The organism is Lonepinella sp. MS14435 (assembly GCF_042485795.1).
In the GTDB taxonomy this organism is placed as follows: Bacteria; Pseudomonadota; Gammaproteobacteria; order Enterobacterales; family Pasteurellaceae; genus Lonepinella.
Genome location: NZ_CP169368.1, coordinates 1,124,891 through 1,141,940, shown reverse-complemented (window position 1 = coordinate 1,141,940; position 17,050 = coordinate 1,124,891). Strand labels below are relative to the sequence as shown.

The window sequence follows — 17,050 nt, the reverse complement described above, 5'->3', positions numbered from 1 at the left end:
ACAAAATTTTTCGTTTTTTACATGCTCATTTTACAAATTAATTTAATCGACATATTCTGTTAACACTCGTGGCGTGAGTTTGGTCATTAATTCATAGCTTAATATACCTGTTATGCTGGCGATTTCTTCAATCGGTAATTCACGTCCCCATAAAATCACTTCGTCACCCACTTGATCTTGACAATCTGCACCAAGATCCACCGTCACCATATCCATGGAAACACGCCCCACAATCGGCACTCGGCGACCGTTAATAAATACTGGGGTTCCCACTGGAATATTACGCGGATAACCATCGCCATAACCAATCGCTATCACACCGATTTTGGTGTCTTTCTCGCTCACCCAAATACCACCATAGCCGACAGGTTCACCCGCTTGATGGGTTCGCACTGCAATCAATGAAGATGTTAAGGTCATCACAGGTTTTAAACCGTAAATTTCCGCTGGGGTATTAGTTGGTGAAACACCATACATAATAATCCCAGGGCGAATCCAGTCTAAATGTGATTGTTGCCAAAATAAAATACCGCCAGAAGCTGCAATACTACGTTCACCTTGTTTATTTTGCGTGGCTTGTAAAAAACGCTGTAATTGTAATTCAGTATAACCACAGTCTAACTCGTCAGCTCGGCTAAAATGACTGACAAAACCGATTTCTGGTTGCACACTAGCACATTGTTGTAATTCATTATAATAATAATCTACTTCATTCAGATGCACACCAAGGCGGTGCATACCTGTATCAATTTTTAACCAGACTTTAATTGGATTTGGCAAATTTGCTTGCTGCAAGGCGGCTAATTGTTGCTGACTATGTACCACCGTTTGAATATTATTCACCGCAATAATCGGCAAATCCGTAGCGGAAAAAAAACCTTCTAATAATAAAATTGGTTTAATAATACCATTAGAACGTAAGGTTAAGGCTTCTTCCAAGCGAGCTACACCAAAGCCATCTACGGTTTCTTCTACAGCTTGGGCAACAAATTCAACACCATGTCCATAAGCGTTCGCTTTTACCACTGCAATGACTTTACTGTGCGGTGCTTTTTGCTTAATTTTTTGAATATTATGTTTCAGTGCGACTGAACTAATTTTTACGGTTGCTGGTTTCATTTTATCTTCTTATTGTTTCGGCAGTTATTATTCATCATCTAATTGATATCCTGCATTATCAAAACGAGAATATTGCCCCTGAAAAGTCAACGGAATACGCCCTATTGGACCATTACGATGTTTACCAATAATAATCTCTGCCTTATTGTGATTGTCTGGATCATCTTTATTATATACTTCATCACGATAAATAAACATAATCAAATCTGCATCTTGCTCAATAGAACCAGATTCACGTAAATCTGAATTCAATGGCCGTTTATTTGGACGACTTTCCAAAGTACGATTAAGCTGTGCTAATGCCATGACGGGTACTTCTAATTCTTTAGCTAATGCTTTAAGAGAACGAGAAATTTCAGCAATTTCTAAGGTTCGATTATTATCAAACCCTGGGGCACGCATTAATTGTAAATAATCCACCATAATTAAGCTCAAACCGCCATTTTCACGATACATACGTCTGGCACGAGAACGTAATTCAGTCGGAGTTAAGCCTGCCGAATCATCAATATACATGTTCGGTTTTTTGGTAAAAAGTCCCATAGTTGCAGAAATATTCGCCCAATCATGATCCAATTCAATTTTCCCTGTCATAATTGATTTCAGATTTACTCTTGACAAGGATGCCAAAGAACGCATCATAATGGTTTCTGCTGGCATCTCTAAACTGAAAACCAACACAGGTTTTTCACTTGCTAATGCCACACTCTCACAAATATTCATGGCGAATGTTGTCTTCCCCATAGACGGACGTGCCGCAACAATAATCAAATCAGAAGCCTGTAATCCTGATGTCATTCTATCTAAATCAATAAATCCTGTAGATACGCCAGTTAAGCCATGGTTATCCATAGCTTTTAACATTTCAATACGATCAATAGTGCGACCTAAAATAGACAGCACATTTTCAGGACCTTCTTTTTCTGATGTACGTTTTTCCGCAATTTGAAAAACTTCTCGCTCCGCCTGATCTAAAATATCCTTAACATCTTTCCCTTTCGGAGTATAAGCTAACTGTGCAATATTATTGCTTACACCAATTAATTCACGCAAAATCGCTTTTTCTCGCACAATTTCAGCATAAGCATTAATATTCGCCACACTAGGTGTATTTTTAGACAATTCTGCTAAATAGGCAAAGCCCCCCACTTCATCAATCACACCTTTATCTTTTAAACTTTTATCCAAGGTAATCAAATCAATCGGAATATTCTGACGAGCCAGTTTTTCCATTTCACGAAAAATCAAACGATGTGCCGCAGTATAAAAATCATCCGCCACCACACGTTCAATCACATTCTCCCAATGCTGATTATTCAACATTACCGCACCTAACACAGCTTGCTCTGCTTCAATAGAATGCGGCGGAATATTCGCTTGGTCTAGTGGTTGCTCACGCACGGGCGTTGGTTTCTTAGCCATAAAATCTATCTCAATATTATAAATATCTGTTTTATATGATATACCAAATTACCATTATTTTTAAGGGAAAAGTGCGGTATAAATTTTTGAATTTTTTATTGAGTTGGAAAAATAGAAAAATTTGGAGAATTATTCCTTTGTCACCCTTAATACTCCATCATCTAACAATAAATTAGGAATACTTGGTACTTTAATCAGTTACGTGGCGGTTTAATATATTTAGGTATTTCTCATTTTATGATAAACGCCCGTCCAATTGGCTTATGTGATTTACAAAAACTTAATTAAGGTGTATTATCCCACATTTAATTAGTGGTAATTATTGTAAAGTTAACGATGATCTGTAGTATTAGCTAATACATTTTCAACGGAATAAAGAATAAAATGAGTATATTATCTGATTTTAAATTATCTATAAGTAATCACCATCTATGGCGTACTCTTGCTTGGTATGACATTCTTGGGCGTTATCGCCGTTCAACACTTGGTCCATTATGGATCACCATTAGTATGGCGGTCACAGTTGGAGCAATGGGACCTTTGTATGGGTCATTGTTTAATTTTGATCCCTCAGATTTTATCCCACATCTTGCTTTGGGCTTGATTTTTTGGGCAATGTTTTCAACGTGCATCAATGAATCGGCCTACACTTTCGCAGAGTCTGCGCATTATATGAAGCAATCCTATGTGCCTGCACCAGTATTTGTATTAAGAATAATTTATCGTCAGCTTATTGTGTTTTTGCACAATTTCGCTCTTTATCCAATCATTATGCTGTTGCTTTGGAAACCAATAACATTAGATATTTTATGGTTTTTTCCTGCGTTTTTATTAGTGGTAGCAAACTTATTTTTTATTACGTTATTAGTTTCTATTTTTTGTGGGCGTTATCGAGATATGGCACAAATGCTCATTAGCATTATGTCATTATTGTTTTTTATTACACCGATTATTTGGCGAATGGAACAGCTCCCTGAAGAACGTCGAGCATTAGTGGATTGGAATATTTTTGCAACGTACCTTGATTTAGTCCGAAAACCATTACTTGGTTTAACACCAGATGTTCACCAATGGATAACTGGACTAATAAGCTTAGCAGTACTCGCCGTATTTTCACTATTTGTATATGCGAAAACGAAAAATCGCATTACCTATTGGTTATAGGATTGGATATGCATATTAAGTTAAATGATGTTTCAGTTAGATTTCCAATTTATGATGCTAAGCAACGCTCTTTTAAGCAGACATTGCTGAACGCTGCAACAGGTGGAAAAATTATTCAAAATAACAAAATCACTGAAATTGAAGCATTAAAAAACATCAATTTGGATATTAAACAAGGTGATCGCGTTGCTCTTATTGGACATAATGGTTCGGGTAAAACGACCTTATTGCGTGTATTGTCAGGCGTTTATGCGCCGACATCAGGAAAAATTGAAATTCAAGGCAAAATCACAAGTCTTTTAGATTCTATGCTCGGTATGGATGGGGAAGCATCAGGTTTAGAAAATATTACCTTGCGTGGTTTATTTTTAGGTCTAAAGCCGAAAGAAACAGCCAAATTAGTCGATGAAATTGTTGAATTTAGTGAACTGGGTGATTTCATTAACATGCCTGTGCGCACCTATTCCAGCGGTATGGTGTTACGTTTAGCATTTTCCATTTCAACCGTAATCAATCCAGAAATTTTGTTGATGGACGAATGGATGAGTACGGGCGATGAAAATTTCCGTGCTAAGGCTGAAAAACGCTTAAATGAATTTGTGGATCGCGCAGGGATTTTAGTAATGGCGACACATGATTATGAATTGGCTAAACGAGTTTGTAATAATCACATTCATTTGGAGCATGGAGTGATTGTTTCAGGCTAAATTACAATGGTGAGCAACGGATAAAACAATGATAATAACCATATGTTTTGAAAAGGTTAAATAAAAGTGTTGGGATTACTAGAGTGCATTTTTGAATCTAAGCAACGACTATGCATTGATAGGTTGAGATGGAAAATGGTTTTATGAATACGGATTCTGGAGCTAGGCTGAATTTTACTTTAGAAATTGGTCGAGGGGTTGCAGCAATACTTGTAGTATTTCATCACTTATTGATTAACCCTTTAATAGCACATCACTATTCATTTTTAGGCTCAAAACCTATATCAAAGATTGGTGATTTCGCTGTTTGTTTTTTCTTTGCGTTAAGTGGATATGTGTTAACTTTATCTATAAATAGAAAAGATAAAGGCGCATTGACTTTTTTGAAGGAAAGAGTGCTAAGGATATATCCAGAATATATATTGTGGACTTTATTTGCATATATATATTATAAAATAAGCAATGGGTTGTTAATTGATATTAATTTTGAACCAAGCTCATTCATAGAGTGGTTTTCTACACTTACGTTAATTCCACCATTATTTAACAGTGAAAATTTTGCAATGTTATTAAGTGTTGCGTGGAGTTTAGTCTATGAAATGTACTTTTATATAGTCTTTGCATTATGTATCTTTTTTATAAAAGATAAGATTAAGATATCTGTTGTGTTAACTGTACTTTTTTTTGTGTTACATTATTTGTTACATGCTAATTTTAAAATAGAAAGATATGATTGGGTTTATATTCCTTATGTAATCTCTGACTTTCATTCATTATCTTTTTCTTTAGGGTGTATTATATTTTATCTAAAACCTTTAAGTTTTAGAACAAATTTAGTTCCTAGTGCAATAATAGTGTTTTTACTGTTTGTTTTGTTTATTTCTAGAGAATTATTTGATATCGAGTATAATTTTGTATTTTTTTCCATAATTATTCTATATATATCCTTGTCTATCAAAATTCATTTGAATAAAAGCAGTTTTTTTGTTTTTTTGGGAGGGGCTAGCTATACAATTTATTTGACGCATGTTTGGTTTTCGAAAGTGGCTTACAAGTTTTCGTACAATGAGAACTATATTTACTTATTGATAACTAATATAGTGGCAATATTCTTGGGATGTTTTTTGTATACGTATGTTAGCAAGCCAATATATAGGGTTATAAAGAATCAATTTTAATTAATAGGATAAACTAATGAAAAAAAATATTAGTCTAAGTATTGTTATACCAGCCTACAATGTTTCTGAATATTTAGAAGAAACGGTTTTATCTATCTATAATCAGAAAAATATAGAAGATGATATCAATCTCGAAGTCATCATTGTCAATGATGGCTCAACAGATGGAACACGATACTTACTTAACCAGTTACAGAAAAACTATCCTAAGTTGATCATCATCAATCAAGAAAATCAGGGGTTATCTGCTGCAAGAAACAATGGTGTACAATCCGCAACATCCGATTATATTTTGTTTTTAGATGGTGATGATCTCCTTACTAGAAATTCATTGCAACACGTATTCAATGTATTAAAAGACACTGAGACTGACTGTCTGATTGTTGATTACAATTGGTATTGGAGTAAAAAAGATTTTCATAAAAATTGCACTTATTCCTTAGACGCGAAAAAGTTAATTTCGGGAAGTTATAATATTATTAATGCAGTTTATGAATCAAGACAGTTTTATGCTTGGAGACATATTTTTAAAAGAGATATTGTTATAAAACATCCATTTCCTGTAGGGCAGAACTATGAAGATGTATCAACAGTTCCATTATTGGCTTATGAATGTAAAAATGTTTATTATTACCCTTTAGCTGTTATAAATTATAGACAGCGAGATGGTAGTATAATGAAAGTTAAAAATTACAAAAATATACGAGATTTTTCAAGTTCATTGGCTAGAAATACAGAGTTTTTTAAAAATAGTTTATCGTTGGATGATTTGGAAAAAATAAAAGTTAGCCATTCTTTAACTGCAGCTTATATTTTTACTTGGGTGTGTGGTGACACTTTGTCGAATAAGGAATTAGATACTGCAAGATTATATGATGAATTTATTGGTAATTTTAATTCTAGCAACCTTATTCCAATGGATAGATTAAAATTGGAAATGAAAAAAATAGACCCTAAAAACTGGAGAAAATTTCATATGTTCTATAACTATGAAAAAGCATTTCATTTGGCTCATTCAATGAAGTACAAATTTAACCGAATTTATTGTTGGTTAAATAAGATAAGACAATTTATTTATAAAACATAATTTTATTGTGAGTATGATTTCTACTATAGCATTACATTATCACTATAAAAATCTCCTATTGAAGATAAAAATGCTAAGCTTATTATAAATTTCAATAGTTTCGATGATATCAATATAATCATCTTAATAATTTTTCAATTCGCATTGGTAAAGATTAAGTGTATGAGAGAATGAAAAATTTTTTATTAGTCGGCGCAGGTTTCTCCAATGCCGTTATCGCCCGTGAATTAGCCGAACAAGGCTACCAAGTAACTGTGATTGATCAACGTAACCATGTGGCAGGTAACTGCCACAGTGAACGCGATCAAGAAACGAATGTTATGGTGCACATTTATGGACCACATATTTTCCATACCGACAACGAGCGAGTGTGGAACTATGCGAATCAATTTGGCGAATGGAAACCGTTTGTGAATCGAGTGAAAACCATTAGCCAAGGCGCGGTGTATTCCTTGCCAATTAACTTGCATACCATTAACCAATTTTTTGGTAAAACTTGTTCACCTAAAGAAGCGAAAGCCTTAATTGAAAGTCAAGCGGATCTTTCTATTCAAGAGCCGCAAACCTTTGAAGAGCAGGCTATGCGTTTTGTAGGGAAAGATTTATACAAAGCATTCTTCTATGGCTACACCAAAAAACAATGGGGCGTTGAGCCAAAAGAATTGCCTGCAAGCATTTTAAAACGCTTGCCAGTGCGTTTTAATTATGATGATAATTATTTCGCTCATAAATTCCAAGGGATGCCGAAAGACGGTTATACAGAAATTGTGGCAAATATTTTGAAACACGAAAATATTACCGTGAAATTAAATACGCCGTTCTCTGAAAGTATGAAAACAGAATTCGATCATATTTTCTGGTCTGGTCCACTTGATGCTTACTTTGGTTTTGAATTAGGGCGTTTAGGTTATCGTACCCTTGATTTTGAAGCATTCCGTGATGAAGGTGATTTTCAAGGCAATGCAGTAATAAACTATGGTGATGAAGAAGTGCCATATACTCGAATTTCCGAACATAAACATTTTGCACCATGGGAACAGCACGAAAAAACTATTTGTTATCGTGAATTTAGTCGTTTATGTGAAGAAAACGATATTCCATATTATCCAATTCGTTTAGTCAAAGACAAAGACTTATTGAAAAAATATGTGGAAAAAGCCAATAAAGAAACACAAGTCACCTTTGTTGGTCGTTTAGGCACATATCGTTATTTAGATATGGACGTAACCATTAAAGAAGCCTTAGAAGCAGCGGATAAAATTAAAGAAACATTAGCCAATAATGGGACTTTAACGCCGTTTTATGTGGATATGGATGTGTAATGAATAAATCTATCTGTGCTGTGGTAGTAACATATAATCGAAAACAGCAATTATTAGCTTGTTTAAATGCGTTAAAAAAACAAAGCTATACACTCGCTCATATTGTCGTGGTGAATAATGCAAGCCAAGATGGCACAGAGGATTTTCTCATTGAACATAATTGGACTAATAATGAGAATTTTACCTTACTAAATTTGACTGAAAATTTAGGTGGCGCTGGTGGATTTTATACGGGGATTGAGTTTGCCTATCAACAAAAATTTGATTATATTTGGTTGATGGATGATGACGGCATGCCTACTGAGCATTGTTTGAGTGGCTTATGTCAATATCTCTCAGATGATATTTATATTGGTCCTTTAGTGCTTGATATTGATGAACCGCAATTATTGACGTTTACACTTCGTTTACCAAGACGTAAAACGGTTTTAAGCACGATTTCAGATGTGGAAAAACAGACAAAAAATGGCATAATTCCAAACATTGTGATGCCATTTAATGGCATTTTATTTTCTCGTCATCTTGTTGAGCAAATCGGGTTACCTAAAAAAGAATATTTTATTTGGGGTGATGATATGGAATACACATGGAGAGCGGCAAAATTTGGCTTTAAGATTTTTACCGTAACCAATGCAACATTTTATCATCCGCGAGAAAAAACGCTCGGCACACCAATGTTTTTTAATTTATTAAAATTTAATGATACGGAATCGGCATTAAAGTTATATTGCATGTGTCGAAATAATATTCGCAATTTGCTTGAATATAAAGGTTATCTCATTACTGGGTTATATTGTATTAAGGTGATGTGGTTTTATTTATTTACCAAACCCAATAGATCCAGATTAAAGACCGCTTTGCGTGGACTTTATCATGGCTTGACAAAAAATTTCACACAACATATCGGTTACTTGAAATAACAGGGGAAAATTGCTAGTGAAAGAGCTTTTAGTACTCGTTGCTACCCATAAAGATTATGCTTTACCCGATGATAATGTTTATTTTCCTATTCAAGTCGGGAAAATCTTAAGTGAGCAGAAATTATCCTTTCAAGGTGATGAGACTGGTGATAATATTTCACAAAAAAATAAAACATTTTGCGAATTAACAGCACTTTTTTGGGCGTGGAAGAATGGATTATTTCAGCAGTATGAATATGTCGGGTTAAATCATTATCGCCGTTATTTTAAAGGGCAAGGTGTTCACCTTAAAGGCAAGTCGATAATGTCTCGTCAAGAAATCTTATCGCAATTAGAAAAACATGATGGCATTCTAGGTAAAAAACGTAATTATTATATTGAGAGTATTTATTCACATTATAAACATGCACATCATATTCAAGATCTCGATGTGGCATTAGAAATAATTAAAGAACGCTATCCTGATTACATGGAAAGTTGTCGTAAAGTTATTAATGGTTGCACGTTGCATTTATACAATATGTTTATTATGCGCAGTGATTTAGTAGAACAATATTGCATTTGGTTATTTGATATTTTATTTGACCTAGAAAAACGTATTGATATAAATGACTATTCTGCTTATCAACAGCGAGTGTTTGGCTTTATTGCTGAAAGATTGTTTAATATTTGGCTGGATAAGAATGAAATTAACACTGTTTCATTGCCAATTGCCCACATTGAACCTGAAAATATGCTTAAAAAAGCATTTAAATTCTTATTGAGAAAAATAAATTAAAGAAGGAATAACGATGAATAAGCAGATATTGTGCAAATATATTCTAGCAATGGTGGATTTTATTTCACTTTTTTCTGCCGCGTTGTTGTCATTAGCTTATAATCATTATGTTAGAAGTGATTTTTTTGAAAATAATTATGTAGCTGAATTTTTTCAAACACATTTTTGCATTACCTTCTGTGCAATAATTTGGTATTGGCTACGCTTACGTCATTATACCTACCGTAAACCATTTTGGTTTGAATTAAAAGAAATTCTACGTACTATTTTTATTTTTGCTATTATAGAATTGGCTATTTTGGCTTTTTCTAAATTGGATTTCTCTCGCGGTTTATGGCTGGGCACTTGGTTTATATCCTTTACTCTCGTACCATTATGTCGTTTCTTAATCAAAAAATACCTTATTTATACTCAATGGTATATCAAGGATACCTTTATTATCGGCGCTGGACAAAATGCTATTGATGCGTATAACGCATTAAAGTCTGAATCTTATTTAGGTTTGAATATTAAAGGTTTTTTGGTTTCTGAACAGCATTCATCTGCATTAAATAATACAGGCGTTCCTGTTTATATCGCCACCGATCTTTTTTTATTAAATATTGCACCGACTAAATTTGAACAAATCATTATCGCCTTAGAAGAAAAAGAATCAGAAGAATTAGATTTTTGGATCAGAGCATTGGCCAAACATCATTATCGTTATGTTTCGGTTATTCCCAATTTACGCGGTTTACCGCTATATAGCACCGATATTTCTTTTCTATTTAGCTATGACGTGCTTTTATTGCGTATCAATAATAATCTAGCAAAAGCATCATCGCGTATAATAAAACGTGCTATGGATATTATTTTATCGTCTATGTTAATTTTGATGCTTTCACCAATTGCGTTATGGCTTGCTTATGTAATAAAACGGGATGGCGGTAAAGCCATTTTTAAACATAAACGCGTTGGGCAAAACGGACAAAAATTTAGTTGTTATAAATTCCGTTCTATGGTGGTAAACTCAGAAGAAGTACTAACATCCTTATTAAACACCAATAGCGAAATAAAAGCAGAATGGGAAAAAGATTTTAAACTAAAAAACGATCCAAGAATTACCAAAATTGGAAAATTCTTGCGTCAATATAGTTTAGATGAACTCCCCCAATTATTTAACGTACTAAAAGGCAATATGAGCCTTGTTGGTCCTCGCCCAATTGTTGAAGATGAATTGGTATATTATCAAAATAATGTTGATTATTATTTTATGGCAAAACCAGGTATGACAGGTTTATGGCAAATCAGTGGACGCAATGATATTGATTATGAAAAAAGAATCTACTTTGATTCTTGGTACGTCAAAAATTGGTCATTGTGGAATGATATAGTTATTTTACTTAAGACAGTGAATGTTGTTTTGAAAAGACATGGTGCCTATTAAACAAAAAAGTGCGGTGAAAAAAACTATTATTTTTTCCACCGCACTACTTCTATCTCACTGAATAAATTACCCTTTTCTTCTTTTCTTAATTGCCTCTGAAAGCTGTTGCAACAAGATTTCGGTGTCTTCCCAACCGATACAATCGTCGGTAATACTTTGCCCGTAAGTGAGTGGTTTATTCGGGACTAAATCTTGACGACCTTCTACTAAGTGGCTTTCTACCATCACGCCAAAAATTTGTTTTGAACCTTGGGCTAATTGGTTGCAGATAGATTGGCATACGTCCATTTGACGTTTAAATTGCTTGCTGCTGTTGGCATGGCTGAAATCGACCATAACGTGACCAATATGTCCTGTTTTTTCAATATCGGCACAGACTTTGGCAATGCTTTCTGCGTCATAATTGGTGGCTTTATCGCCACCACGTAAGATAATGTGGCAATCCTGATTACCTTTGGTAGAAACGATGGCGGAATGTCCAAATTTTGTTACAGATAAGAAATAGTGCTGGGCTTCCGCCGCACCAATAGCATCAAGGGCAATTTTTACGCCGCCATTGGTGGCATTTTTAAAGCCCACAGGGCAAGAAAGTCCTGAGGCTAATTCACGGTGAACTTGCGATTCGGTGGTTCTTGCACCAATCGCTCCCCAACTCATTAAATCCGCCACATACTGCGGCGTGATCATATCTAAAAATTCGCCAGCGGTCGGCAAGCCTAAATCATTAATATCGGCTAATAATTTACGTGCTATACGCAAACCATCATTTAACGCATAGCTGTCGTTTAAATACGGATCGTTAATCAACCCTTTCCAACCCACAGTAGTACGAGGTTTTTCAAAATACACACGCATAATAATTTGTAATGCGTCTTTGTATTTATCACGTAATGGTTTTAATCGGTTCGCATATTCCATTGCCGCTTTTGGATCATGAATCGAACAAGGACCAATCACGACTAATAAACGATCATCTGTACCATGAATAATATTATGTGCTTCAAGGCGTGCCGCTTTTACCGTTTTAATCGCTACATCGCTGGCTGGATATTTTTCTAATAATGCGACTGGGGGCAATAATTGTTCAATTTTACCAATACGGGTATCGTCATTCGCAATACGAATTTCATTTTTACTTTTTACCATAGTTCATCACTCTCATAAAATCAATAAAACACTTTCCGTGTAAACATGCTGTTAATGTAGCATCAATTTCTGCACTAGTAAACTAGTACAATGCAATTATTTTAATAACTGCTTAATACTTGAGCAGGTTGTAATTTTGCAGCTCGATTGGCTGGGTAAAGACTTGCCAATAAACTCAATAATAATGCAGAAACCAACACGAATAGCACATCTTGCCAATGTAATTCTGTTGGTAAGAAATCCACAAAGTAAATGCCGTCAGATAATAATTTTCGTCCAATCAGGCTTTCTAAACCTTGAATAAGTGCGGTTAAATTTAAGGCTAAAAATACCCCTAACACAATGCCGATTAAACAGCCTTTCATGCCTGCTTGTAAGCCATACCAAACAAAAATGCGTTTAATAAAGGCGTTGTTTGCCCCCAATGTTCGCATAATCGCAATGTCGCCTGCTTTGTCTTTCACTGCCATGATCAGCGTGGAAATAATATTAAAGCAAGCTACCCCAATCACTAGCACCATGGCAATATACATGATGGTACGGATCAGTTGAATATCACGGTACATATAGCCGAATTTGCTCACCCAAGTTTGTAAATTGAGTAATTGTGGATAGCTGTTTAACGCAGAAAAATCCAAGCTATTCATATTAAACGGATCCGCTACTTTCAGATCGACACCTGAAATTTGATTAGCATTGTAGTCTAAATATTGTTGTGCTTGGGCTAACGGCATGAGGGCATAACTATGATCAAGTTGACCATCTAAACGTAAAATTCCCGACACCTGAATCCGCTCTCGACTTGGCTGTGCCATGTCTTCACCGTTATTTTGCGAAATCAGCAACGTTACCCAATCGCCTGTTTGTACTTCTAACTCTTTGGCGATCCCATAGCCTAATACTAAGCCTGAATGACTAGAGAACGATTGCCATGCCTGATCAAGAACAAAATCCCCTAGTCGGCTGACCGTATCTTGTGCTGTTTTGTCCACTCCTTTCACTTGCACCACTTTCATTTTTGCCCCATTTTCCACTAAAGCAGTAAAACTGACAAAAGGCGATACGCCTTGAATATTGGGTACTTGTTGCAAGGTGCTGACTAATTGTTGTTTGTCAGTTATGGGCTGATTTTCCGCCGATATAATTTCAGCATGAGGAACAACGGCTAAAATACGGTTATTCAGTTCTCGCTCAAACCCATTCATGGCACTCAATCCCACGATCAATACCGCCACGCCCAATGCAATGCCGAGTGTAGAGAAAAATGCAATCAGGGAAACCAAATGATTTTTTTGCTTGGCTCGTTGGTAACGCCAACTAATTAAGAATGCGGTATTCATCGCCTACTCCGCTCGCAATACGCCGTCTTGCATAATCATGCGACGTTGTAATTTTTCCGCCAAATGCAAATCGTGCGTGACCAATAAAAAGGCAATACCCTGTTCTTGGTTAAGTCGTTGAATTAACTCAAAAATACTTTCGGTGGTAGCACGATCTAAATTCCCTGTCGGTTCGTCTGCCAATACCAACGCTGGATTATTAACTAACGCCCTTGCAATCGCCACACGCTGACGTTCACCACCTGATAAGGCTGACGGTTTGTGAGAAATGCGGTGCGAAAGTCCAACAGATTTTAAGATTTTTTCCGCCCGATCTTTGGCTTCGGTTTTGTTTTGATTGCCGATTAACATTGGCATCATCACGTTTTCCAATGCAGTGAAATCCGCCATTAAATGATGAAATTGATACACAAAACCGAGATATTGATTACGTAATTTAGCTAATTCATCGCTACTTGCTTTTTGTAGCGATTGCCCTTTGATAAACACTTCGCCCGTGGTCGGTTGATCCAGTCCACCGAGGGTGTGAAGCAGGGTGCTTTTGCCCGAACCTGATGAGCCGACAATGGCGACCAATTCTTTTTCGTTCAACGTAAAATTAACGTTGTTAAGCACTTGGGTTTTGGTTTCGCCGTCGTGGTAGTGTTTGGTGATGTTTTTGCAGGTTAATAATTCTGTTGTCATCTTTATATTCTTTGTTAAGTTTTTTAGTTTAAATTGGTTATTTTATTTAAATCGGGTTTCGCCGATGGCGACTTACTTTTTCTTTGCTTGTGCAAAGTAAAAGTAAGCAAAAAGAAAGCACACCCCAGGTTTGCCTTGTTTCCTGAAAATGTTTTAATTTGCTTAACGTAAAATGGCTGAACTCGCTTCGCTCAGACAGACGCCATTTTCCTACAAATTAAAACATTTTCAGGCGGCAAACATGGGGACCCCATTTTGTCAGAGCATTATTTTACTTCATCTGTAAATTTTTAAATCTTTTCATTTTTCAACCGCACTTTTACCACGCTCAATCCAATCGGGGTTCCCATCTGAACCGCCTTTGCGACTTGGCATTTTTAGCTAAATTTTGCATGTCTGAGCGTAGCGAGTTCAAAATTTAGCGTGAAGAAAATGCCAAACGAGCAAAGAAAAGCGGTGAAGTTGGGGTGTGTTTCTTTTGTTACTTTTCTTTGCACAAGCAAAGAAAAGTAAAGATCTACTCATACCGCAATGCTTCCGCAGGGTCAACTTTACTTGCCCGATACGCCGGATAAACCGTCGATACCAACGACAATCCCAACGAAAACACCACAATCACCGCAATTTGCCACAGATTAATCTCGGTTGGTAAATAAATTCCCACAGGATTAATGGCATTCACAATATCGCCTAAATACAGAGTGATCAACACGCCTAACACGGCACCGATCAAGGTTCCCACTAATCCCACAAAAAAACCTTGTAGAATAAAAATCCACCGTACTTGTTTTTTAGTTAAGCCTTGGGTTTGTAAAATCGCAATTTCACCCTGTTTATCCACCACCATTAAACTCAATGAGGTAATAATATTGCTCACCGCCACCACGATAATTAAGCTAATTAATAAGCCCATCATGTTTTTTTCCATGCGTACCGCTTGAAAAAATTCGCCTTTTTGACTTCGCCAATCATCAATTTGCCATTGATCTTCGGGGAAAATTTGGGGAAGTTCAGTGATTTGAAAAGGATCTTGCAGAAATAATCGTACGCCTTGTGCATTTTCAGGTTTAATTCGCATTAAACGCCCAATATCCGCTAAGTTCGCAAAAGTTTCATAACCTGATACTTCATTACTAGCAGGATAAATCTCACTCACGGTAAATAATCGCTGCATCGGTATACGTCCTAAAGGCGTATATTGACTATTTTCTGTAAGCATTAGACGGATTTTATCGCCCACTTGCACATTTAAATTCTGAGCTAATTGCGAACCGATAATTAACTTAAATTCACCCGTTGGCAATAAATTATCCAGTTCAGCTTGTTTAAGATAGCTTAACAGATGATCATCCGTTGGATTGTTCACGCCAATCACTTGTCCAGCACTTACGCCTTGAGTAGTTTGGTAAATTGCGTTTGTGCGATTAATCAGAGTAACGTGGTTAATCTGTTGAAATTGGCTCAAATCAGGCAATTCCGACTGGAATTGTTTAGTATCAAAATAACCGTCTTTCTTCATCACAATCGCATGCGGTAAGCTCGATAAAACTTGGCGTTTTTGATGTTGTTCTAACCCGTTCATTACCGATAAAACAATAATCAACGCCATCACACCAAGTACAATGCCGCTACTGGCAAGGTTAGTCACTAATCGTCCAAAACGATCCGCACTTTTGGCTCGCCAGTAACGTAAGGCAATAAACGCTGAAATGCCTAAATTCATTATTTTCCCGTTCTCACAAATTCTTCTAAATTTAACCGCACTTTATCCGCTAAAATGGTTACTGCTTGATCTGATGCCCAAGCTATATGTGGTGTAATAATCAAATTTGGTAAGGTTTGAGCCGCCACAATTAACGGATTATCTTTGGCTGGTGGTTCTTTGCCTAATACATCAAGTGCTGCCCCTGCTAATTGCCCACTTTTTAACGCATCGACTACCGCTTGCTCATCAATTAAAGGTCCACGCCCCGTATTAATCAACAATGCCCCCTTTTTACAATGGGCTAAGGTTTCTGCGTTAATTAAATTTTGGGTGTCTGGTGTTAAGGGGCAATGCAAGGTTAAAATATCTGCTTGAGCCAATACTTCATAAAATGGCGTATAACCAGCACGGCATTGGGTGGCATTTTTATGTTCGGCATAAAGTACTTTCATACCTAAAGCACTGGCTAAACGTCCTACTTCTGTACCTAAACAACCTTTACCGAATATACCTAAAGTAGAACCTTTTACATCCGTCACGGGGTAATCAAAATAACAAAATTGTTTGCTTTCCGCCCACTTGCCTTGTAACTGATCATGATACCACAAATGTAAACTATGTTTTAAACTGAAAATAAAGCCTAATACATGCTCAGGTACCGTAACAGAAGAATAGCCTGTAACATTTTTTACGCTAATACCAAGCTCTTTAGCAGCGACTAAATCGATATTGTTTGTGCCTGTAGCGGTGAGAGCGATTAATTTTAATTTAGGTAACTGACGCATATTCTCACGATTAAACACAACCTTACTAGTAATCACAATATCTGCATCTTGAGCATGTTCAAGCACCTGATCCGCTGATGTATATTCAAATTCAACCCATTGATGATCAAAATTTGGGCGTGGAATCGGAATGTGTTTTGGTAATGCTGTACTGTCAAGAAAGACGATTTTCATAGAATACTCCTTTATTGATGTGACGAAACGATGACTAGCATAACAAAAAACAGAAAAAAAATCATTCTAGGCTTTATCTTTATTTGAATTTGC

At 36.0% G+C, this 17,050-nt stretch carries 15 protein-coding genes; 8 read left to right on the top strand and 7 right to left on the bottom strand.

Translation table 11 applies throughout. The features are described from left to right. Positions 1–42: 42 nt before the first annotated feature. Both alr and O1Q80_RS05410 read right to left on the bottom strand, forming a co-directional pair. A complete protein-coding gene (gene alr, locus O1Q80_RS05415; RefSeq protein WP_386693510.1) occupies positions 43–1,119 on the bottom strand; it encodes an alanine racemase in 1,077 nt (358 codons plus the stop codon). Positions 1,120–1,146: 27 nt separating this feature from the next. Next, on the bottom strand, positions 1,147–2,541 hold the full coding sequence (locus O1Q80_RS05410) for a replicative DNA helicase (protein WP_386690101.1): 1,395 nt from the start codon (positions 2,539–2,541) through the stop codon (positions 1,147–1,149). A gap of 384 nt (positions 2,542–2,925) precedes the next feature. Between O1Q80_RS05410 and O1Q80_RS05405 the strand changes: the two genes are divergently transcribed. From O1Q80_RS05405 to wbaP, 8 genes are all read left to right on the top strand, one after another. Next, a complete protein-coding gene (locus O1Q80_RS05405; RefSeq protein WP_386693508.1) occupies positions 2,926–3,705 on the top strand; it encodes an ABC transporter permease in 780 nt (259 codons plus the stop codon). A gap of 8 nt (positions 3,706–3,713) precedes the next feature. Then, on the top strand, positions 3,714–4,412 hold the full coding sequence (locus O1Q80_RS05400; protein WP_386693506.1) for an ABC transporter ATP-binding protein: 699 nt from the start codon (positions 3,714–3,716) through the stop codon (positions 4,410–4,412). A 143-nt stretch (positions 4,413–4,555) separates the two neighbouring features. Beyond that, positions 4,556–5,590 (top strand): acyltransferase family protein, encoded by a 1,035-nt coding sequence (locus tag O1Q80_RS05395; protein ID WP_386693504.1) that lies wholly within the window; start codon positions 4,556–4,558, stop codon positions 5,588–5,590. 16 nt (positions 5,591–5,606) lie between these two features. Continuing rightward, the gene (locus O1Q80_RS05390; RefSeq protein ID WP_386693503.1) at positions 5,607–6,677 is read left to right on the top strand and encodes a glycosyltransferase family 2 protein; all 1,071 of its coding nucleotides are present in this window, start codon (positions 5,607–5,609) and stop codon (positions 6,675–6,677) included. A 170-nt stretch (positions 6,678–6,847) separates the two neighbouring features. Next, positions 6,848–7,999 carry a UDP-galactopyranose mutase gene (gene glf / locus O1Q80_RS05385; protein ID WP_386693502.1) on the top strand — a complete coding sequence of 384 codons (1,152 nt, stop codon included), beginning with the start codon at positions 6,848–6,850 and terminating at the stop codon, positions 7,997–7,999. Next, positions 7,999–8,919 (top strand): glycosyltransferase family 2 protein, encoded by a 921-nt coding sequence (locus O1Q80_RS05380; protein ID WP_386693500.1) that lies wholly within the window; start codon positions 7,999–8,001, stop codon positions 8,917–8,919. Before glf ends, O1Q80_RS05380 begins: the two co-directional genes overlap by 1 nt. Positions 8,920–8,935: 16 nt before the next feature. Further along, complete coding sequence (locus O1Q80_RS05375; RefSeq protein WP_386693498.1) at positions 8,936–9,697, top strand: DUF4422 domain-containing protein; 762 nt, start codon at positions 8,936–8,938, stop codon at positions 9,695–9,697. A gap of 13 nt (positions 9,698–9,710) precedes the next feature. Next, positions 9,711–11,123, top strand: coding sequence for an undecaprenyl-phosphate galactose phosphotransferase WbaP (gene wbaP, locus O1Q80_RS05370; RefSeq protein WP_386693496.1), 1,413 nt, complete (start codon positions 9,711–9,713; stop codon positions 11,121–11,123). A gap of 66 nt (positions 11,124–11,189) precedes the next feature. On the opposite strand, the gene aroG is transcribed toward wbaP, so the two are convergent. The 5 genes from aroG to O1Q80_RS05345 all read right to left on the bottom strand — a co-directional run bounded on the left by aroG (position 11,190) and on the right by O1Q80_RS05345 (position 16,957). Further along, the gene (gene aroG, locus O1Q80_RS05365) at positions 11,190–12,269 is read right to left on the bottom strand and encodes a 3-deoxy-7-phosphoheptulonate synthase AroG (protein WP_386693494.1); all 1,080 of its coding nucleotides are present in this window, start codon (positions 12,267–12,269) and stop codon (positions 11,190–11,192) included. Positions 12,270–12,370: 101 nt separating this feature from the next. After that, entirely contained in the window at positions 12,371–13,609 is a 1,239-nt protein-coding gene (lolE, locus tag O1Q80_RS05360) for a lipoprotein-releasing ABC transporter permease subunit LolE (RefSeq protein WP_386693492.1), read from the bottom strand. 3 nt (positions 13,610–13,612) lie between these two features. Next, the gene (lolD, locus tag O1Q80_RS05355) at positions 13,613–14,293 is read right to left on the bottom strand and encodes a lipoprotein-releasing ABC transporter ATP-binding protein LolD (RefSeq protein ID WP_386693491.1); all 681 of its coding nucleotides are present in this window, start codon (positions 14,291–14,293) and stop codon (positions 13,613–13,615) included. Positions 14,294–14,810: 517 nt separating this feature from the next. Further along, the gene (locus O1Q80_RS05350) at positions 14,811–16,016 is read right to left on the bottom strand and encodes a lipoprotein-releasing ABC transporter permease subunit (RefSeq protein ID WP_386693489.1); all 1,206 of its coding nucleotides are present in this window, start codon (positions 16,014–16,016) and stop codon (positions 14,811–14,813) included. Further along, positions 16,016–16,957 (bottom strand): 2-hydroxyacid dehydrogenase, encoded by a 942-nt coding sequence (locus O1Q80_RS05345; protein WP_386693487.1) that lies wholly within the window; start codon positions 16,955–16,957, stop codon positions 16,016–16,018. Before O1Q80_RS05345 ends, O1Q80_RS05350 begins: the two co-directional genes overlap by 1 nt. Positions 16,958–17,050 lie beyond the last annotated feature (93 nt).

Coding starts and splice junctions, on each gene's coding strand:
- alr (WP_386693510.1), bottom strand. CDS start 1,119: ATGAAACCAGCAACCGTAAAAATTAGTTCAGTCGCACTGAAACATAAT.
- O1Q80_RS05410 (WP_386690101.1), bottom strand. CDS start 2,541: ATGGCTAAGAAACCAACGCCCGTGCGTGAGCAACCACTAGACCAAGCG.
- O1Q80_RS05405 (WP_386693508.1), top strand. CDS start 2,926: ATGAGTATATTATCTGATTTTAAATTATCTATAAGTAATCACCATCTA.
- O1Q80_RS05400 (WP_386693506.1), top strand. CDS start 3,714: ATGCATATTAAGTTAAATGATGTTTCAGTTAGATTTCCAATTTATGAT.
- O1Q80_RS05395 (WP_386693504.1), top strand. CDS start 4,556: ATGAATACGGATTCTGGAGCTAGGCTGAATTTTACTTTAGAAATTGGT.
- O1Q80_RS05390 (WP_386693503.1), top strand. CDS start 5,607: ATGAAAAAAAATATTAGTCTAAGTATTGTTATACCAGCCTACAATGTT.
- glf (WP_386693502.1), top strand. CDS start 6,848: ATGAAAAATTTTTTATTAGTCGGCGCAGGTTTCTCCAATGCCGTTATC.
- O1Q80_RS05380 (WP_386693500.1), top strand. CDS start 7,999: ATGAATAAATCTATCTGTGCTGTGGTAGTAACATATAATCGAAAACAG.
- wbaP (WP_386693496.1), top strand. CDS start 9,711: ATGAATAAGCAGATATTGTGCAAATATATTCTAGCAATGGTGGATTTT.
- aroG (WP_386693494.1), bottom strand. CDS start 12,269: ATGGTAAAAAGTAAAAATGAAATTCGTATTGCGAATGACGATACCCGT.
- lolE (WP_386693492.1), bottom strand. CDS start 13,609: ATGAATACCGCATTCTTAATTAGTTGGCGTTACCAACGAGCCAAGCAA.
- lolD (WP_386693491.1), bottom strand. CDS start 14,293: ATGACAACAGAATTATTAACCTGCAAAAACATCACCAAACACTACCAC.
- O1Q80_RS05350 (WP_386693489.1), bottom strand. CDS start 16,016: ATGAATTTAGGCATTTCAGCGTTTATTGCCTTACGTTACTGGCGAGCC.
- O1Q80_RS05345 (WP_386693487.1), bottom strand. CDS start 16,957: ATGAAAATCGTCTTTCTTGACAGTACAGCATTACCAAAACACATTCCG.